The following is a 14,333-nucleotide window of genomic DNA, read 5'->3' as shown; positions in this document are numbered from 1 at the left end:
GCAGATTGCTACGGGCGACACCTAAAGCATTCAGCGCACATCACGCGACGCGAGACGCTTACTCCGCGTCGCTCGTAGCCGCCGTCTTACGCGGACGGCGAGTACGTGGCGCGGCTTTGCGCGCGGCCTTTTTTGCCGGCACGTGGGCTTCTTCCGCGCTGACGGACGCCGCCGGTGCTTCAGCAGGCACCGCGATCTCCGGTACCTCATCGATCGTTCGCGGTGTGGTCTTCTTCGCTTTCTTCGCGGCTGTTTTGCGCGGTGCGCGTTCCTTGCGGCGCTTGGGTTGAGCGGCGCTCTCTTCCTGCACCTCTTCGTTGCCTGAGCTGACCGGTTCAGCGGCAAAGATCTCCGCTTCCGCCCAAGCCGCTTCCGGCTGTTCGAAAATGGGCTCGCTGGCTGACGGCGCTTGCGTCTGCACGTCCTCTGCGTGAGCTTGTGCGTGACGGCCGTGCCCGACTGCCGCACGTGCTTCCTGAGTGGCTTCCTGCTGGCCGCCACGGCCGGGCTTGCGGTTGCTACGGCCTCTGCGGCGCGACTCGTGCTTGCCGCCCGATTCGGCGATCACCGTTTCGGCAACCTGTGCCTCATACAACTGTTCGGCCGATTCGCCAGATTCGGCCGGCTCATTCACGTTGTCGGCAGCCACACTCGCAGCATTGCTTCGATAGACGTACGCGCCCGACTTTTCGTCGCGGCCAAATTCCAGCAATCCGCGCGCGTGCGCCTCTTCCAGCAGATTGCCGAATGCGCGAAAACCGTAGTACGTTTCGTTGAAATCCGGCTTGCGGCGCTTGATCGCGTTCTTCAGTACCGACGCCCAGATCTTGCCGCTGTCGCCGCGCTCGGACGCGAGCGCGTCGAACGTCTGCACCGCGATCTCGACCGCTTTGGTGCGGCGCTTTTCGAGGTCTTCCTTGCTGCGCGACTTTTCCTCGTCAGGCGTCCGTTTGGCCGTTTGCTGCGCGGCCGGTTGCGGGCGGGTCGACTCGCGTTTGGCTACCGTGCGCTGACTTTCGCGTACCAGGTCGTCGTAAAAGAAGAATTCGTCGCAGTTCGCGATTAGCAGATCGGAGGTGGATTGCTGCACACCGACGCCGATCACCTGCTTGTTGTTCTCGCGCAGCTTCGACACGAGCGGCGAAAAGTCCGAGTCGCCACTGATGATGACGAAAGTATTGACGTGCGATTTCGTGTAGCAGAGGTCGAGTGCGTCGACCACGAGCCGGATGTCGGCTGAATTCTTGCCCGATTGGCGCACGTGCGGAATCTCGATCAGCTCGAAATTGGCCTCGTGCATCGCGCCCTTGAAACTCTTGTAGCGGTCCCAGTCGCAATACGCTTTCTTCACGACAATGCTGCCCTTGAGCAGCAGACGTTCGAGCACCAGTTTGATGTCGAACTTGTCGTACTTCGCGTCGCGCACGCCGAGCGCAACGTTTTCGAAGTCGCAGAATAGCGCCATGCTGACGGTTTCGTTGGATGACGCCATGAATATCTCCATTGAAGCGATCGTCAAATTCGACGAATCGCGACCATGATAGCGATTCCTACGGAGGTGATCAGCTTTTGTGTTTCTGGCGCACCGATAGGGCCGGCAAAAGCCGTCCGGGGCGAGGACTTTTCTGGCGGTGCGCGGGGCGGCGGTTTGCACCCTTAACCGGGAAGAAATAGCGGCGCGCTCGTGCGCGCTCTGCAGACCCAGCAGGGCGCATGCTCAAGCGCGCGGTGCGGCCATGTCGCGCTACATGTCCCGGTGACGAGCCGGCTCGTTTAGGTCGCTTAGCGCCGCGCGTGTTTCCAGCACCTCGTCGACGAGGCCATACGTCTTGGCGTCGCGAGCCGACATGAAGTTGTCGCGGTCGGTGTCGCGGACGATCTCTTCGATACTGCGCCCCGTGCACTCGGCCATCATCGCGTTGAGGCGTTGGCGCTGGTAGAGCACCTCTCTCGCCTGGATTTCGACGTCGGCCGCTGTGCCCTGGCTGCCGCCCGACGGCTGGTGAATCATGATGCGCGCGTTCGGCAGCGCGTACCGTTTGCCACGCTGGCCGGCGGTCAGCAAAAATGTCCCCATGCTGGCGGCAAAACCCGTGCACAAGGTCGACACCTCCGGCTTGATGAACTGCATCGTGTCGTAGATGGCGAGGCCGTCGTACACCGAGCCGCCCGGCGAATTGATGTAAAAAGAAATATCCTTGTCGGGATTCTCGGATTCCAGAAACAGCAATTGGGCGACGATCACACTGGCTGACTGTTCGTTCACTGGACCGACCAGAAAGACGATGCGCTCGCGCAGCAGACGCGAATAGATGTCGTAGGCGCGCTCGCCGCGGCCGGACTGTTCGATCACGGTGGGCACGAGGCCCAGGCCGGTGACGGAGGGATAGCTGGAATGCATGTTTGCCTCGTTTTAGGCGGCGCGTTGCCGGTAGCCGGGAGCGGTGGCCGATTCGAACAACCGCGCACCCGTTGCGGTTGTTGTGCCTATGACGAGGGGGAGGGCAGCGACGTGACAGGAATATTTTTTCGTTGGACTGTCACATCGGCGGGAGACTGAACGTCAAGCTGAAAAGGATGCAGATCTGGAGGGCAACACATGACGGAACAAGGAATCGACAAGGCATCCAGCTTCGAGGCCGTGCGCGCCCGCCTGCTCGCGCTGGCGTACCGGATGCTCGGCAGCCGCGCCGAAGCGGAAGACGTGGTGCAGGACGTCTGGCTCAAATGGCATCTCGCCGATACGCAAGCGGTGCAGACGCCGGCGGCGTGGCTGACCACGATCACCACGCGCGCGGCCATCGACCGGCTGCGTCACGTGCAGCGTGAACGCGCGTCACAGGCCGCCGGCTGGCTGCCGGAGCCCTGGCTCGACGAGGTGGCGCCGTCGGCGGAGGAACTGGCCTTGCGCGCGGCGGAGATGTCCTACGGTGTGATGCTCCTGCTCGAGCGTCTGAAACCGGATGAGCGGGCGGCATTCGTGCTGCACGAAGCGTTCGATTGCGACTACGCGGAGATTGCGAAAATCCTCGACCGAACGCCGGCGGGTTGTCGTCAGATCGTCCATCGGGCCAAGGCGCGTTTGCAGCGCGCGGGTGCGCCGCTGGAACGTCCGGATCCCGCTGCGCATGCGCGGATCGTGGAGCGCTTGCGCACAGCGCTGGAAGCGCAGGATCAGGCGGGCTTGCTGCGTCTCTTCAGCGACGCGCCGGAAGTCGTCAGCGACGCGCCGGTGTGCACGCAAGAACTGGCGCCCGTGACCTGGATGGAGACGGTGACAGCGCTCGCTCATCAGGCGAGCCATGCAGAGGTGGTGTCGGTCGAAGGCGCAATGTGTATTGCGTTGCTCTTCGAAGGCGAGGTTGTCGGGGTAATCGACGTGTCCACGCAAAGTCTTGCGGACGGTTCGGTGAAGATCGTCTCGTTGCGCGCGGTCACCAGTGCGGCGCGTTTGCAGGCAGCGAACCGCTTGCTGGGTCGCGCGGCCGTCATGAAGCTGCTCGCGCGGATTCAGCAGAACACCCTTGCCTCAATTACGATGCGCAGCGACTTCCCAGTTGATGTCGACGCATAGCACCTGCGTGCCGTGCGGCGTATGCGCGGCGATCGAGGCCGTCACGCACAGGTGCGCTTCGTTGATCGACAGGTAGGGCGGCGTGAGGTGCACCTGGCCGGGCACGCGCATGGCCTGAATGAAGTACGGCCGGCGCTCCCAGCTTGCGCCTTCCGAATGCAGCAGCGGCCGGAAGCGCTTGGCGCGTTGCGACGCGCGCCCTGGCGGCAGCACGTTGTCGCCGATTTGCCGGCCCGAGCCGTCGAGCACGAAGCAGCGTGCCGTCTCGCCGAGCGTGAGCAGCGGCGTGGTCGCCTGGGTAACCGATTCCCCGGCCACGAGTTGGGCCGCCGCCGTTTCCAGCGCCGTGACATAGGGTGCGAGCCGCGCAGACTGTGCGCGTCCGCGCGCAGCGACCCGTTCGCGTAGCGCCGCGGAGAGCGAGTCCATCAAGCCGGCCGCCGCTTGCGGTTTCACCGGCTCGACGCTCGGGCCTGCGAAGAATGCACCCTGCACGAAGTCGACGTTGCATTCCAGCGCGATCAGCGCGTCGCGCTCAGTACTCAGGCCGCCCATCAGCACCAGTTGCCCGGATTCGTGCAGCAGCGAGACGAGGCCTGGCAGCACGCGTTCGATATGCGAGTGCTCGCTCGCTTGCGCGAGGATGCAGCGGTCGAGTGTGACGATGTCCGGACGCAGATTCCACACGCGGTCGATATTCGAATGCTTCGCGCCGAAGCCGTCCAGGGCGATCAAGAAGCCGGATTTGCGCAGTGCGTCGACGATTTCGGCGAAGCGCGTGGTTTCACCGCCTGCCTGTTCGGACACTTCCAGCACCACCCGTTGCGGCGGCAGGCCCAGCGCCTTGAGGCCGGCGAGCAGTGCGTCGCCATAACTGGTGTCCATCAGCGCCGCCGGGTGCAGGCTCAGGAAAAGCCATTCGTCGTGGCTGTCGAATGCATTGAAATTGCCCAGATGCAGCGATTCGGCGAGCCGTCCGAGTTCCAGCAGGTCGCCGCGCCGCGCCGCCTGCGTGAAAACCTCATGCGACGGCACCTGCCGCGCATGTTCATCGTGTGCGCGCAGCGAAGCGTGATAACCGATCGCGCGCCGGTGCGACACCGAGAAAACCGGCTGGAACACGCTGAAAACCGTGTAGCCGCCGTACAGGACGGTGCGCCGGGAGCCTTCGTCGCCGGCCATCGGACGCGGCGGCTGGAAGCCGGGAGGATCGAGTTCGATCATGCTCATCATGTCAGTCGTGTGGAAGTGGCGGCGCGCTTGCATGCTCGACGCGAGTGGGCACGCGCAAAATGTGAGTTTACAGGATAGGTGAGCAAGAACTATGCGCGCGCGGAAACACACTGCGCGCGCCCGGTTACCCCGGTCAATACGGCGATTGTGCGCCAGCGCGGGCGCGAAGGCGATGATTAGCACTTCCGTGGTGCGGCCCGCGCCCCGTTGCGGGTCGGCGACGGTGGGTCACGGCGACGTCGCCGCGGCCACCGCGAGTCACCGCGAAGTTCGCGGCCAGGTCACCGCGAAATAACCGCAGCCCTGCAAAAAACTCAGGTCCGCTCTGAAGGATCGGTCTTTTTGGCCGGCGTGCGGATGTCCGGCGACAATTGCGCGAAGATCCACGACGAGCCCGCGGTGATGATGCCGACACACAGGAACGTCGCATGGAACGCGGGCAGCGAGTTGGCGGCGGTCACGCGCGGCAGGAGGCCGGTGAAGGTCGCGAGCAACGCGCCGGCCACCGTCACGCCGAGACTCATCGACAGCATCTGCACCAGCGAGAACAGACTGTTGCCGCTGCTCGCACCGCCGGTGCCGAGGTCCTTGAGCGTCAACGTGTTCATTGCGGTGAACTGCATCGAGTTGACGCCGCCGAAGAGCGCCAGTTGCACGAGCCGCAGCCACAGTGGCTGGCTGGCGGTGGTGAGCGCGAAGCTTGCCATGGCCAGGCCCACCAGCACGGTGTTGACGATCAGCACGCGCCGGTAGCTGTACTTGACGATCAGCGTCGTGACGAGGCGCTTGGCCGCCATGCCCGCGGCCGCCACCGGCAGCATCATCATGCCGGCTTCGAAGGCGCTATAGCCGAGACTCACCTGCAATAGCAGCGGGATCAGATACGGCATCGCGCCGCTGCCGATCCGCGCGAACAGATTGCCGAGCAGACCGACGCTGAAGGTGTGGATCTTGAACAGGTCGAGCGAGAAAATCGGCTCGGGCTCGCGCACGGCGTGCAAACCATAGGCGACGAAGCAGGCGAGGCTCAATATCAGCAGCACCAGCACCGTGGCGTGCTGAATGCCAAACTCGGTGCGGCCGTCGAGCGCGAACGAAATCGCCACCATGCCGAAAATCAGCAGCAGATAACCTTTCAGATCGAACTTGCCGGTGTGTTCGTTGCGGCTATCCGGCATGAAGATAAACGTGGCGATGCAACCCACTATGCCCACCGGCACGTTGATCAGGAAAATCCAGTGCCACGACGCGATCTTCACGAGCCAGCCGCCGAGCGTCGGTCCGATCAGCGGTCCGATCAACCCTGGAATTGCCACGAACGACAAGGCGGGTAAATAGCGCTCCGCCGGGAAGGTGCGCAGCACCGCGAGCCGTCCGACTGGCAGCAGCATCGCACCGCCCACGCCTTGCACGATGCGGAAGATCACCAGTTGATTCAGCGTATGCGCGTTCGCGCATAGCAACGAACCGACCGCGAATACGAGGATCGCGCTGAAGAACACGAGCCGGGTGCCAAGTTTGTCGGCGAGCCAGCCTGACACCGGGATCATCACAGCCATCGTCAGCGAATAGGCGATCACCACCGATTGCATGCGCAAGGGCAACTCGCCGAGGCTCGTCGCCATCGCGGGGAGCGCGGTGTTGACGATGGTCGAGTCGAGCGTCTGCATGAAGAAGCCGGTGGCGACGAGCCACAGCATCACGGTGAGCGACCGGGCCGAGGGGGCCGCAGGGGCCGACGCGGCGGGGGCGGAAGCAGGCTGGGTCGGCGGCGTGGACATGGGGGGCGGCTAGGCGCGCAGGGACGGGCTGAGACTCGCTATTCTAGGGAAAAGCGAGTCCCGGCGCAGCGGGCACGCATCAGGCGCGAAGCCAGGATGAGCCGCTCAGACCGAAGCAGGCAACGCCGCAGCAGCATGGAAGAACGCCTGGGCACGCGGCTCATTGCCGAATGCCGCGTGAATCCTGATCCACGGGCTGACTTCCATGTTCGGCCGGAAATAGCTGCCGGGCAGCACCATCACGCCGAGCGGTGCGCCGCATGCCACCAACCGTTCGGCGTTGTCGATATGCGGCACGCGCGCCCACACGAACTTGCCGCCGACGGGCTTTTCGAACACCTCCCAGCCGGCGTCTTCGAGTGTCTGGATGGTCGAGCCGAGCGCGTCGCGCATGCGACGGCGCAGCCGCTCCAGATATTTGCGGTACGCGCCGCGCTCCAGCAGCGACACGGCGACCGCCTCGGCAAAGCGCGAAGCGCCGAGGCTTGTCAGCATCTTGATGTCGACCAGATCCTTGATGATCGCGTGATTCGCCACCACGCAGCCGATCCGCAACGACGACGACAGTGTCTTCGACAATCCGCCCACGTAGATCACATGTTCGAGCTGATCGAGCGTCGCGAGACGGTCGGTGATGTCGGTCTGGAAGTCGGCGTAGATGTCGTCCTCGACGATCGTGAAGCCGTGTTGGCGTGCCAGTTGCAGCAGCCGGAACGCCACTGGCGGCGCGACCGTGGTGCCGGTCGGATTGTGGAACACCGTGTTGATGAACATCAGCTTCGGCCGATGCAGTTGCAACTGTGCCTGCAACACGTCGAGATCGGGGCCGTTGCGGGTGCGTGGAATGCCGATCAGCTTCACGCCGTGCAGCTTCAGGAGGCCGTTCAGGTTGTAGTAGCCCGGGTCCTCCACGAGGATCGTGTCGCCGGCTTTGAGCATGTAGCGCATCAGCAGATCGAGCGCCTGGCTTGCGCCGTTGGTGATCAGAATCTGCGAGGCGTCCACGTGAATGCCCAACTGGCCGATGCGGCCTTGCAGATGTTCGCGCAAGGTCAGGTTGCCGAGCGGGGTCGCGTAATCGACCATGCTCGCCGTGTCGGTCCGCGACACGTGGCGGATCGCTTGCGCGAGGCTATCCACGTCGCGCCAGGCATCGGGAATGAAGCCGCTGCCGAGCTTGAGCATCTCTCCTGGGTGGTTGAACTGCTGGAGGAGGTGCCCTGATTCGTCCTCGGCGCGGCGCGGGTCCGACGTGCCCTGGCAATGCGTGCTTGCCGGCTGACGGTCGGCCACGTAGAAGCCCGAGCCGTGGCGCGAGTCGACATAGCCGAGCGACACCAGCCGGTCGTAAGCCTCGATCACCGGAAAACGGCTCACGCCGTAGTCGGCTGCGAACTGACGGATCGACGGCAGCTTTGAGCCGGGGTGAGCCGTGCGCGCACGAATCCAGGCGGTGACGCCCGTGACGATCTGCTCGGTGAGCGGTACGCCGTTATCCCGATCGAGTTGGATTTCGAGTTTCATGCGGTTCGTTTCCTTCCCCGTGCAAGCTGGAGCACCGAGCCAACCGTCGGCTCATCGCGCGCTGCACGCGCGTTCGTGAAGCGCGATTGCCGCCAACTGTCCGTTTTTTCGACTGAACAGTTCCGACGGAAGTGTTCGGAACTGTGCATGGGTATCTGATGATCGCACGTCAATAATCACTACAACAGGAAAGTTCTTTGAAGGAGAAAAGCGATGCGTGAAGTCCGTATTTTCGAAATGGAACATGACGAGCCCGCGGCGGCCTGGCGTGTTGCGCGTCCGTCGATCTTCAAGGCGATCTCGGGCGAGATCTGGGTGACCGTCGAAGGCGAGCGTGGGGATCACTGGCTGGCAACGGGGCAATCGATCGAGTTGCCGCGCGGTGCGGTGGCGTGGGTCAGCGCAGGACGGGCCGGTGCGCGTTTTGCGCTGGCTAGCGGTTCGGAACGCGCTGCAACGCGGCTACTGCACGGCTTGCCGGTGTTGAGCTGGCTGCCGCGCTGGTTGGGCGTGGCGTAACCCGCGCCTCAACCGGGTGCCTCGTACTCCCCGATATAGCGCGCGCGTGGCCGGATCAACCGGCCGTCGCGCGTCTGCTCCATGGCATGGGCGATCCAGCCGACCACCCGGCCGACCGCGAACAGCGTGAAGGCGGCGCCGGCCGGCAGGCCGAGTACCCGTTCGATGGCCACCAGCGCAAAGTCGACGTTCGGCTCTGCGCCGGTCGTGTCGTGCACCGTGCGCGCGAGCGCATGCATTTCACCGAGTGGCGAGCGGGCCGGCGCGCAGTCGGCGAGCATCCCGAGCAGCAGACGCGCGCGCGGGTCGCCGTCCGGATACAGCAGATGGCCGAAGCCCGACAACACCGGTCCATGCGTACCGTGTTCGAGGCGAGCGAGCCGGTTCGCCAGGTAGCGATCGAGATCGGGTGCGCGCGATGCTTCATCGAGCAGCGCGGCAATGCGTACGGTCTCGCCACCGTGCCGCGGTCCGGACAACGCGGCCAGACCACCTGCCACTGCGCCGAACAGATGCGTCCCCGTCGACGTGATGCAGCGCACCGTGAAGGTCGACGCATTCAGTTCATGATCCGCGCATGCCACCAGCGCCGCGCGCAGCAGCCCTGCCTGCTGACGGTTGCGCACATTCCACGCTGAAGCCAACTGCTTGTATAGCGGTTCGTTCGACGGCGCCGCCGAGATCATCGCGGCGGCCAGCAAGCGCATGACCGCGCAGGCGGTATCGAGCTGCGCATCTCGACCGAGCGCCCATACCCGCGGCATTTGCGCCGCGGCGGCAGGCAGCAGCACGAGCGCACGGTCGAGCGGCGTGCTGTCGCCCCAGAGCTTGAGCCACGCCGCCCACTGAGCGGCGGCGAACGGGATGGCCGGTGCATCGGCGATACGCTTCGCACTGCATTCCCACAACAATGCCGCGACATCCTCCAGTGAGGCCGTGCGCGCCAGTTCCATGGCGTCGTGGCCGCGATACAGCAGGCGGCCGTCGGCCACCAGCGTGATTGAAGATTCGAGCACCGGCACGCCCCAGTCGAGCACCTTTTGCGCGACCTTGCCGGCGCGCTTGCCGTCTTCCTTGCGCCGGGCGAGCCGCCGCACTTCGCCGGCGTCGTAGAGCCGGTGCTTGCCTTGGGCATCCGGCGACGAACTCAGCATGCCGCGGCTGACATATGCATACAGTGTGGGCAGGCTGATGCCGAGCGCGGCGGCGGCTTCGGCAGCGGTCAGGGAGTGGGAGGGTGGCATGGAAACGCGTAGAAACCGAAGAAATCAATATATATTGATTATCATAATCAAGATTGATTGTGGCAGGGTGGAATTCTAGACTCGGTTCACTTTCTTCCCGTTTCGAGATGAAACGACATGAACACCATGACGCCTGAACTCGCTCTCAAACATATCTGGACGACTGCGGAATGCGACCCGACTGCGCTGAGGTCCGTTTCGTTTGCCGGCACCGATCCGGGCTTGCCGTCGGTCTATCGGGTCGGCACGCTGGCCTCGGCGACCATCGCCGCGACCGGCCTGGCGGCCGCCGAATACCACCGCTTGCGCACTGGGCAGCGGCAACACGTCACGGTGGAGATGCGGCGCGCGCTGGCCTCGTTTCGCAGCGAGCGCTATCTGCGTATCGATGAGGGTCCGCCGCCCGCCTTGCGCGATCCGGTGATGGGTTTCTACGCGACGCGAGACGGCCGCTGGATTCAACTGCACACGAACTTTCCCCATCATCTCGAAGGGGTGCTGAAGGTGCTCGGCTGCGCGAACGATCGCGCGGCGGTGGCCGAGGCGATTCGCGGCTGGGATGGCGGGACGCTTGACCAGACGCTCGCCGACGCCGGCTTGTGCGCCGCCCTGATTCGCACGCCCGACGAGTGGGCGGCGCTCGATCAGGCGAAAGCGATTGCGAGGTTGCCGTTGTTCGAGATCGAGCGTATCGGCGACGCGCCGGTCGAGCTACCGCGGCGCGGCGACGCGAACCGGCCGCTGGCGGCCGTGCGGGTGCTGGATTTGTCACGCATCATCGCCGGACCAGTGGCGGGGCGCGCGCTCGCGCAGCATGGCGCCGAGGTGTTGATGGTCAACGGTCCGCACTTGCCGAACATTGCGCCGCTGGTGATCGACAACGGGCGAGGCAAACGCTCGGCGGTTGTCGATTTGCGCGATGCGGATGGGCGGGAAACGCTACGTGGGCTAGCCGGCGGCGCCGATGTGTTTTTGCAGGCGTATCGGCCGGGCGCTCTGACGGCACGCGGGTTTGGTCCCGAGGAACTGGCGCGGGTGCGGCCGGGGATCGTCTATGTCTCGGTTTGCGCTTATGGGCACAAGGGACCTTGGGCCGGGCGGCGCGGCTTCGATAGTCTGGTGCAGTCCGCGAGTGGGATTGCTTTTACTGAGCGCCAGGCAGCGGGATGGGATGAGCCGAAGCATTTACCTTGTCAGGCGTTGGATCACGCCACGGGGTATCTGGCCGCTTTCGGCGCGATGGCTGCATTGGCGCGGCGTGCCACCGAAGGCGGGAGCTGGCACGTGCGGGTATCGCTCGCGCAGACCGGGCGGTGGCTGCAGTCGTTTGGATTGCTTCCCGACGGCTGGCAGGCGCCCGACGTTTCGCTCGACGATGTGCGGGATTGTTTGGGAACCGTGCAGTCTGAATTCGGGCGAGTTCTGGGCGTTCTGCCGGCCGAGCGTCTGGAGGAGACGCCCGCGTACTTTGCCTTGCCACCGGCCCAGATAGGGGCGCATGCGGCGAAATGGGTGTGAAGACTGCTTACCCGTACGGCGTCTGGTTGCTTGCGTACGGCACCTGTTCGCAGGCGCCGCGAACAGGCACTGGGTGGGCAGAAAACTACTTCCTCAACTCCGCCACAAAATCATAGTAATCGTTCCGGCAGTAGGTGTCGGTCAGTTCGATCGCCCGCTGATCCGACGTGTACCCAACGCGTGTAATCAGCAACAGTGCCTCGTTCGGGGCAATGCTCATCTGCTGCGCGATCTCTTCGTTCGCATTCACTGCACGAAAATGCTGCAGCGCGCGCACGATCGTCAGTCCGCGATTTTCCAGGTACGTGTACAAGGAATCGCCAATTGCCTGAGGATCGGGAATCACTGCGGCGGGGAAGGTGGAATTCTCCACGGCCATCACAATGCCGTCGGCGAGGCGCAAGCGGCGCAGCCGGGTCACGGCAGCCGCAGGCGACAAGCCCAGTTGAATCACCTCATCGCGGTTAGCCGGCGAAATTTCCCGCGACAACCACTTCGAACTCGGCGTAAAACCGCGTCGCCGCAGCATTTCACTGAAACTCGATAGACGCGACAGCGGATCTTCATAGCGCGGCGTGATGAAGCTGCCAGCGCCTTGGGTTCGGCGGATCAATCCCTGTTCTACCAGTAGCGCAATGGCTTTGCGCGAGGTGATCCGCGATACGCCGAGCGCTTCGGACAGCACGCGCTCGGAGGGCAGCGCCTCGCCCGCGTTCCAACGGTTTTCGTGAATCGCAGTGCCGAGCTTGCGAGCGAGTTGCAGGTACAACGGCGTGTCGTTTTCCGGGTCCGGGCGCAGGTCGCGCCAGCGGTCTTCCGAGGCAGAGGTCATGGGGCTCACGCAAGAAGGGCAAGCGGCAATTCTAAGACATCGGCGCGCTGTGTTATAGCGGGCTTTTGCCTGGTGCCCGATCCGATGCCCGTGCAACCGCTAAACTCGTCCCCATGGTTTCCGTAGCATTCGCCTGCGCCGCCGCATCGACGTACTCGCATGACCCTACGCGCATTTCAATCCATAAACGCACTTCAAGGAGTAAGCATGACCACCGATATCGCAAGCGTAAGCCTGCCAGACGGCGAGCGCATTCCGAAACTGGGGCAGGGCACCTGGGAGATGGGCGAACATCCGGCGCGGCGCGCCGCGGAACTCGCCGCGCTGCGCTGCGGCATCGACCTGGGCATGACGCTGATCGACACGGCGGAAATGTACGGCGACGGCGCCACCGAATCGCTCGTCGGTGAAGCGCTGGTGGGACTGCGCGATCAGGTATTTCTCGTCAGCAAGGTGTATCCCCATAACGCCAGCCGGCAAGGCGTGGTCGCGGCCTGCGAGCAGAGCCTCAAGCGCCTGAAAACCGATTGGCTCGATTTGTATCTGCTGCACTGGCGTGGCTCGGTGCCGCTCGCGGAAACCGTCGAGGCATTCGAGACATTGCGCAGCGCGGGCAAGATTCGCCACTGGGGCGTCAGCAACTTCGATACCGACGACATGGAAGAACTCGTCGCCACGCCGGGCGGCAAGGCATGCGCGACCAATCAGATTCTCTACAACGTCGCACGCCGTGGGTCGGAATTCGACCTGTTGCCGTGGCTCGCCGCGCGCAAGATGCCGGCGATGGCATACAGCCCGGTCGATCACGCGCGCCTGCCGAAGCGCTCGCCGCTCAACGACATCGCCGACGCACGTGGCGTTTCAGTGTTTCAGGTGGCGCTAGCGTGGGTGCTGCAAAAGCCCGGCGTGTTCGCGATTCCGAAAGCGGGCCGCATCGAGCATGTGCGCGACAACCATCGAGCGTCGCAACTGCAACTCGACGTTCGTGAACTTGCTGCCATCGACACTTATTTCACACCGCCTCGCAGCAAGCGGCCACTCGAAATGCTGTAAGCGCAGTGGCGGCCGTTAGCGTTTTGCGGCCGGCCTTGCAGCCGGCCTTTTAGTCGGCGCGTTTGCGCCACCGCGGCTCACTGCGCCGGCGGCATTAATTGCAACCGTGGTGCATGTGCACGGAACCCAGAACGGCGACTTCAGCTGGCGTGTGCTTGAGCGAATCTTCGTTGACCTGGGCTGCGTCGGCGACGAAGTCGTCGACGATCGACGACACCTGCGTATTGCGCAAACACAGCGACACCCGCTGCGTTTCGTTGGGCGGCAGCGACGCGCGCTGACCGAGGAACAACACACCGTACTGATAGCCGTGGATGATGCCGCGGATCGCGCCGACGCATTGACCTTGCGCGACGTTGTCGTTTTTCTGTTTGCAGGTTTGCGCAAGCGAATAGGCGGAGAAGGTGGGGTCGACCGGCGGGGCGGCTTGCGACAGGGTCTGTGGCTCCGGCTGGGCCGACGTAGCCGGTGTTTGCGCGGGGGTTTGCGCCGCCGTTTGCGCATTAGCGAGCGATGCGAGGCCCAGAGCGGCGACCATCAGCAGACCGGTGGTCATACGCGCCATGGAGTGGGGGACGTTTCGTTGCATGTTGTGATGTCCTCATATCGAACGTTGAATCTGATATGAGGCAATCGCTTCGGTTTGGTTCCGGCCACGCACGATGCGATCGATTGTTTTGGTTTTGACCGTGTGCGGGAGCCACCTGTTAACGATTCGCGACGGTTTGCGCCGTTTTGCCGAGTCGCTGGTAGGCGCTGTCGACGCTGACCGGCCTCGGGCGGTGACGCTCGACCGGGGGATCGAGACATCACCGCCGTTGCCGGGGGACTGCGGACGGGATACCGAAGTATGTCGTTAGCGACGAGTAGGGCGCGGGGGCCCCCTACCCGGGAAGCAGGCGACTAGTGCCCGTTTCCTCCGCCATTGCCACCACCGTTACCGCCGCTACCCTTGCCTCCGTGACCGCCGCCGGGGCCTCCGCCAAAGCCGCCGCCGAACCCGCCACCGAAGCCTCCGCCAAAACCACCACCGGGGCCACTGCCGCAACCGCAGC

12 protein-coding genes are annotated in these 14,333 nt (G+C 64.1%); 4 read left to right on the top strand and 8 right to left on the bottom strand.

The genetic code is table 11. From position 1 onward, the window contains the following. Positions 1 to 58: 58 nt before the first annotated feature. Positions 59 to 1,492, bottom strand: a complete 1,434-nt coding sequence (locus GNZ12_RS05240) for an NYN domain-containing protein (protein WP_172309357.1) — start codon at positions 1,490 to 1,492, stop codon at positions 59 to 61. Between the two features lie 252 nt (positions 1,493 to 1,744). Continuing rightward, positions 1,745 to 2,401, bottom strand: coding sequence for an ATP-dependent Clp endopeptidase proteolytic subunit ClpP (gene clpP, locus GNZ12_RS05235; protein WP_172309356.1), 657 nt, complete (start codon positions 2,399 to 2,401; stop codon positions 1,745 to 1,747). A 198-nt stretch (positions 2,402 to 2,599) separates the two neighbouring features. Here clpP and GNZ12_RS05230 point away from each other — a divergent pair, with 198 nt between their 5' ends. After that, the gene (locus GNZ12_RS05230; RefSeq protein ID WP_172309355.1) at positions 2,600 to 3,574 is read left to right on the top strand and encodes a sigma-70 family RNA polymerase sigma factor; all 975 of its coding nucleotides are present in this window, start codon (positions 2,600 to 2,602) and stop codon (positions 3,572 to 3,574) included. Here the strand turns inward: GNZ12_RS05230 and GNZ12_RS05225 are convergent. From GNZ12_RS05225 to GNZ12_RS05215, 3 genes are all read right to left on the bottom strand, one after another. Next, entirely contained in the window at positions 3,530 to 4,804 is a 1,275-nt protein-coding gene (locus GNZ12_RS05225) for an EAL domain-containing protein (RefSeq protein ID WP_172309384.1), read from the bottom strand. The genes GNZ12_RS05230 and GNZ12_RS05225 overlap by 45 nt on opposite strands. A gap of 317 nt (positions 4,805 to 5,121) precedes the next feature. Continuing rightward, positions 5,122 to 6,588 (bottom strand): multidrug transporter subunit MdtD, encoded by a 1,467-nt coding sequence (gene mdtD, locus GNZ12_RS05220; RefSeq protein ID WP_172309354.1) that lies wholly within the window; start codon positions 6,586 to 6,588, stop codon positions 5,122 to 5,124. Positions 6,589 to 6,693: 105 nt separating this feature from the next. Further along, on the bottom strand, positions 6,694 to 8,112 hold the full coding sequence (locus GNZ12_RS05215) for an aminotransferase-like domain-containing protein (RefSeq protein WP_172309353.1): 1,419 nt from the start codon (positions 8,110 to 8,112) through the stop codon (positions 6,694 to 6,696). Positions 8,113 to 8,325: 213 nt separating this feature from the next. On the opposite strand from GNZ12_RS05215, the gene GNZ12_RS05210 reads away from it, so the two are divergent. Beyond that, positions 8,326 to 8,631, top strand: coding sequence for a DUF2917 domain-containing protein (locus tag GNZ12_RS05210; protein ID WP_172309352.1), 306 nt, complete (start codon positions 8,326 to 8,328; stop codon positions 8,629 to 8,631). An 8-nt stretch (positions 8,632 to 8,639) separates the two neighbouring features. Here GNZ12_RS05210 and GNZ12_RS05205 read toward each other — a convergent pair whose 3' ends face one another. Further along, positions 8,640 to 9,875 carry a citrate/2-methylcitrate synthase gene (locus GNZ12_RS05205; protein WP_172309351.1) on the bottom strand — a complete coding sequence of 412 codons (1,236 nt, stop codon included), beginning with the start codon at positions 9,873 to 9,875 and terminating at the stop codon, positions 8,640 to 8,642. Positions 9,876 to 10,001: 126 nt separating this feature from the next. On the opposite strand from GNZ12_RS05205, the gene GNZ12_RS05200 reads away from it, so the two are divergent. After that, positions 10,002 to 11,393, top strand: a complete 1,392-nt coding sequence (locus tag GNZ12_RS05200; RefSeq protein ID WP_172309383.1) for a CoA transferase — start codon at positions 10,002 to 10,004, stop codon at positions 11,391 to 11,393. Between the two features lie 85 nt (positions 11,394 to 11,478). On the opposite strand, the gene GNZ12_RS05195 is transcribed toward GNZ12_RS05200, so the two are convergent. Next, positions 11,479 to 12,225, bottom strand: a complete 747-nt coding sequence (locus GNZ12_RS05195; protein WP_172309350.1) for a GntR family transcriptional regulator — start codon at positions 12,223 to 12,225, stop codon at positions 11,479 to 11,481. 207 nt (positions 12,226 to 12,432) lie between these two features. Between GNZ12_RS05195 and GNZ12_RS05190 the strand changes: the two genes are divergently transcribed. Beyond that, on the top strand, positions 12,433 to 13,278 hold the full coding sequence (locus tag GNZ12_RS05190; protein ID WP_172309349.1) for an aldo/keto reductase: 846 nt from the start codon (positions 12,433 to 12,435) through the stop codon (positions 13,276 to 13,278). Positions 13,279 to 13,372: 94 nt separating this feature from the next. On the opposite strand, the gene GNZ12_RS05185 is transcribed toward GNZ12_RS05190, so the two are convergent. After that, positions 13,373 to 13,867, bottom strand: coding sequence for a hypothetical protein (locus GNZ12_RS05185; RefSeq protein ID WP_172309348.1), 495 nt, complete (start codon positions 13,865 to 13,867; stop codon positions 13,373 to 13,375). Between the last annotated feature and the right edge of the window lie 466 nt (positions 13,868 to 14,333).

It is taken from the genome of Paraburkholderia solitsugae, assembly GCF_013177695.1.
Classification (GTDB): Bacteria; Pseudomonadota; Gammaproteobacteria; order Burkholderiales; family Burkholderiaceae; genus Paraburkholderia; species Paraburkholderia solitsugae.
Note: the sequence above shows the minus strand (reverse complement) of the source record. Positions and strands in the feature narration are given on the sequence as shown.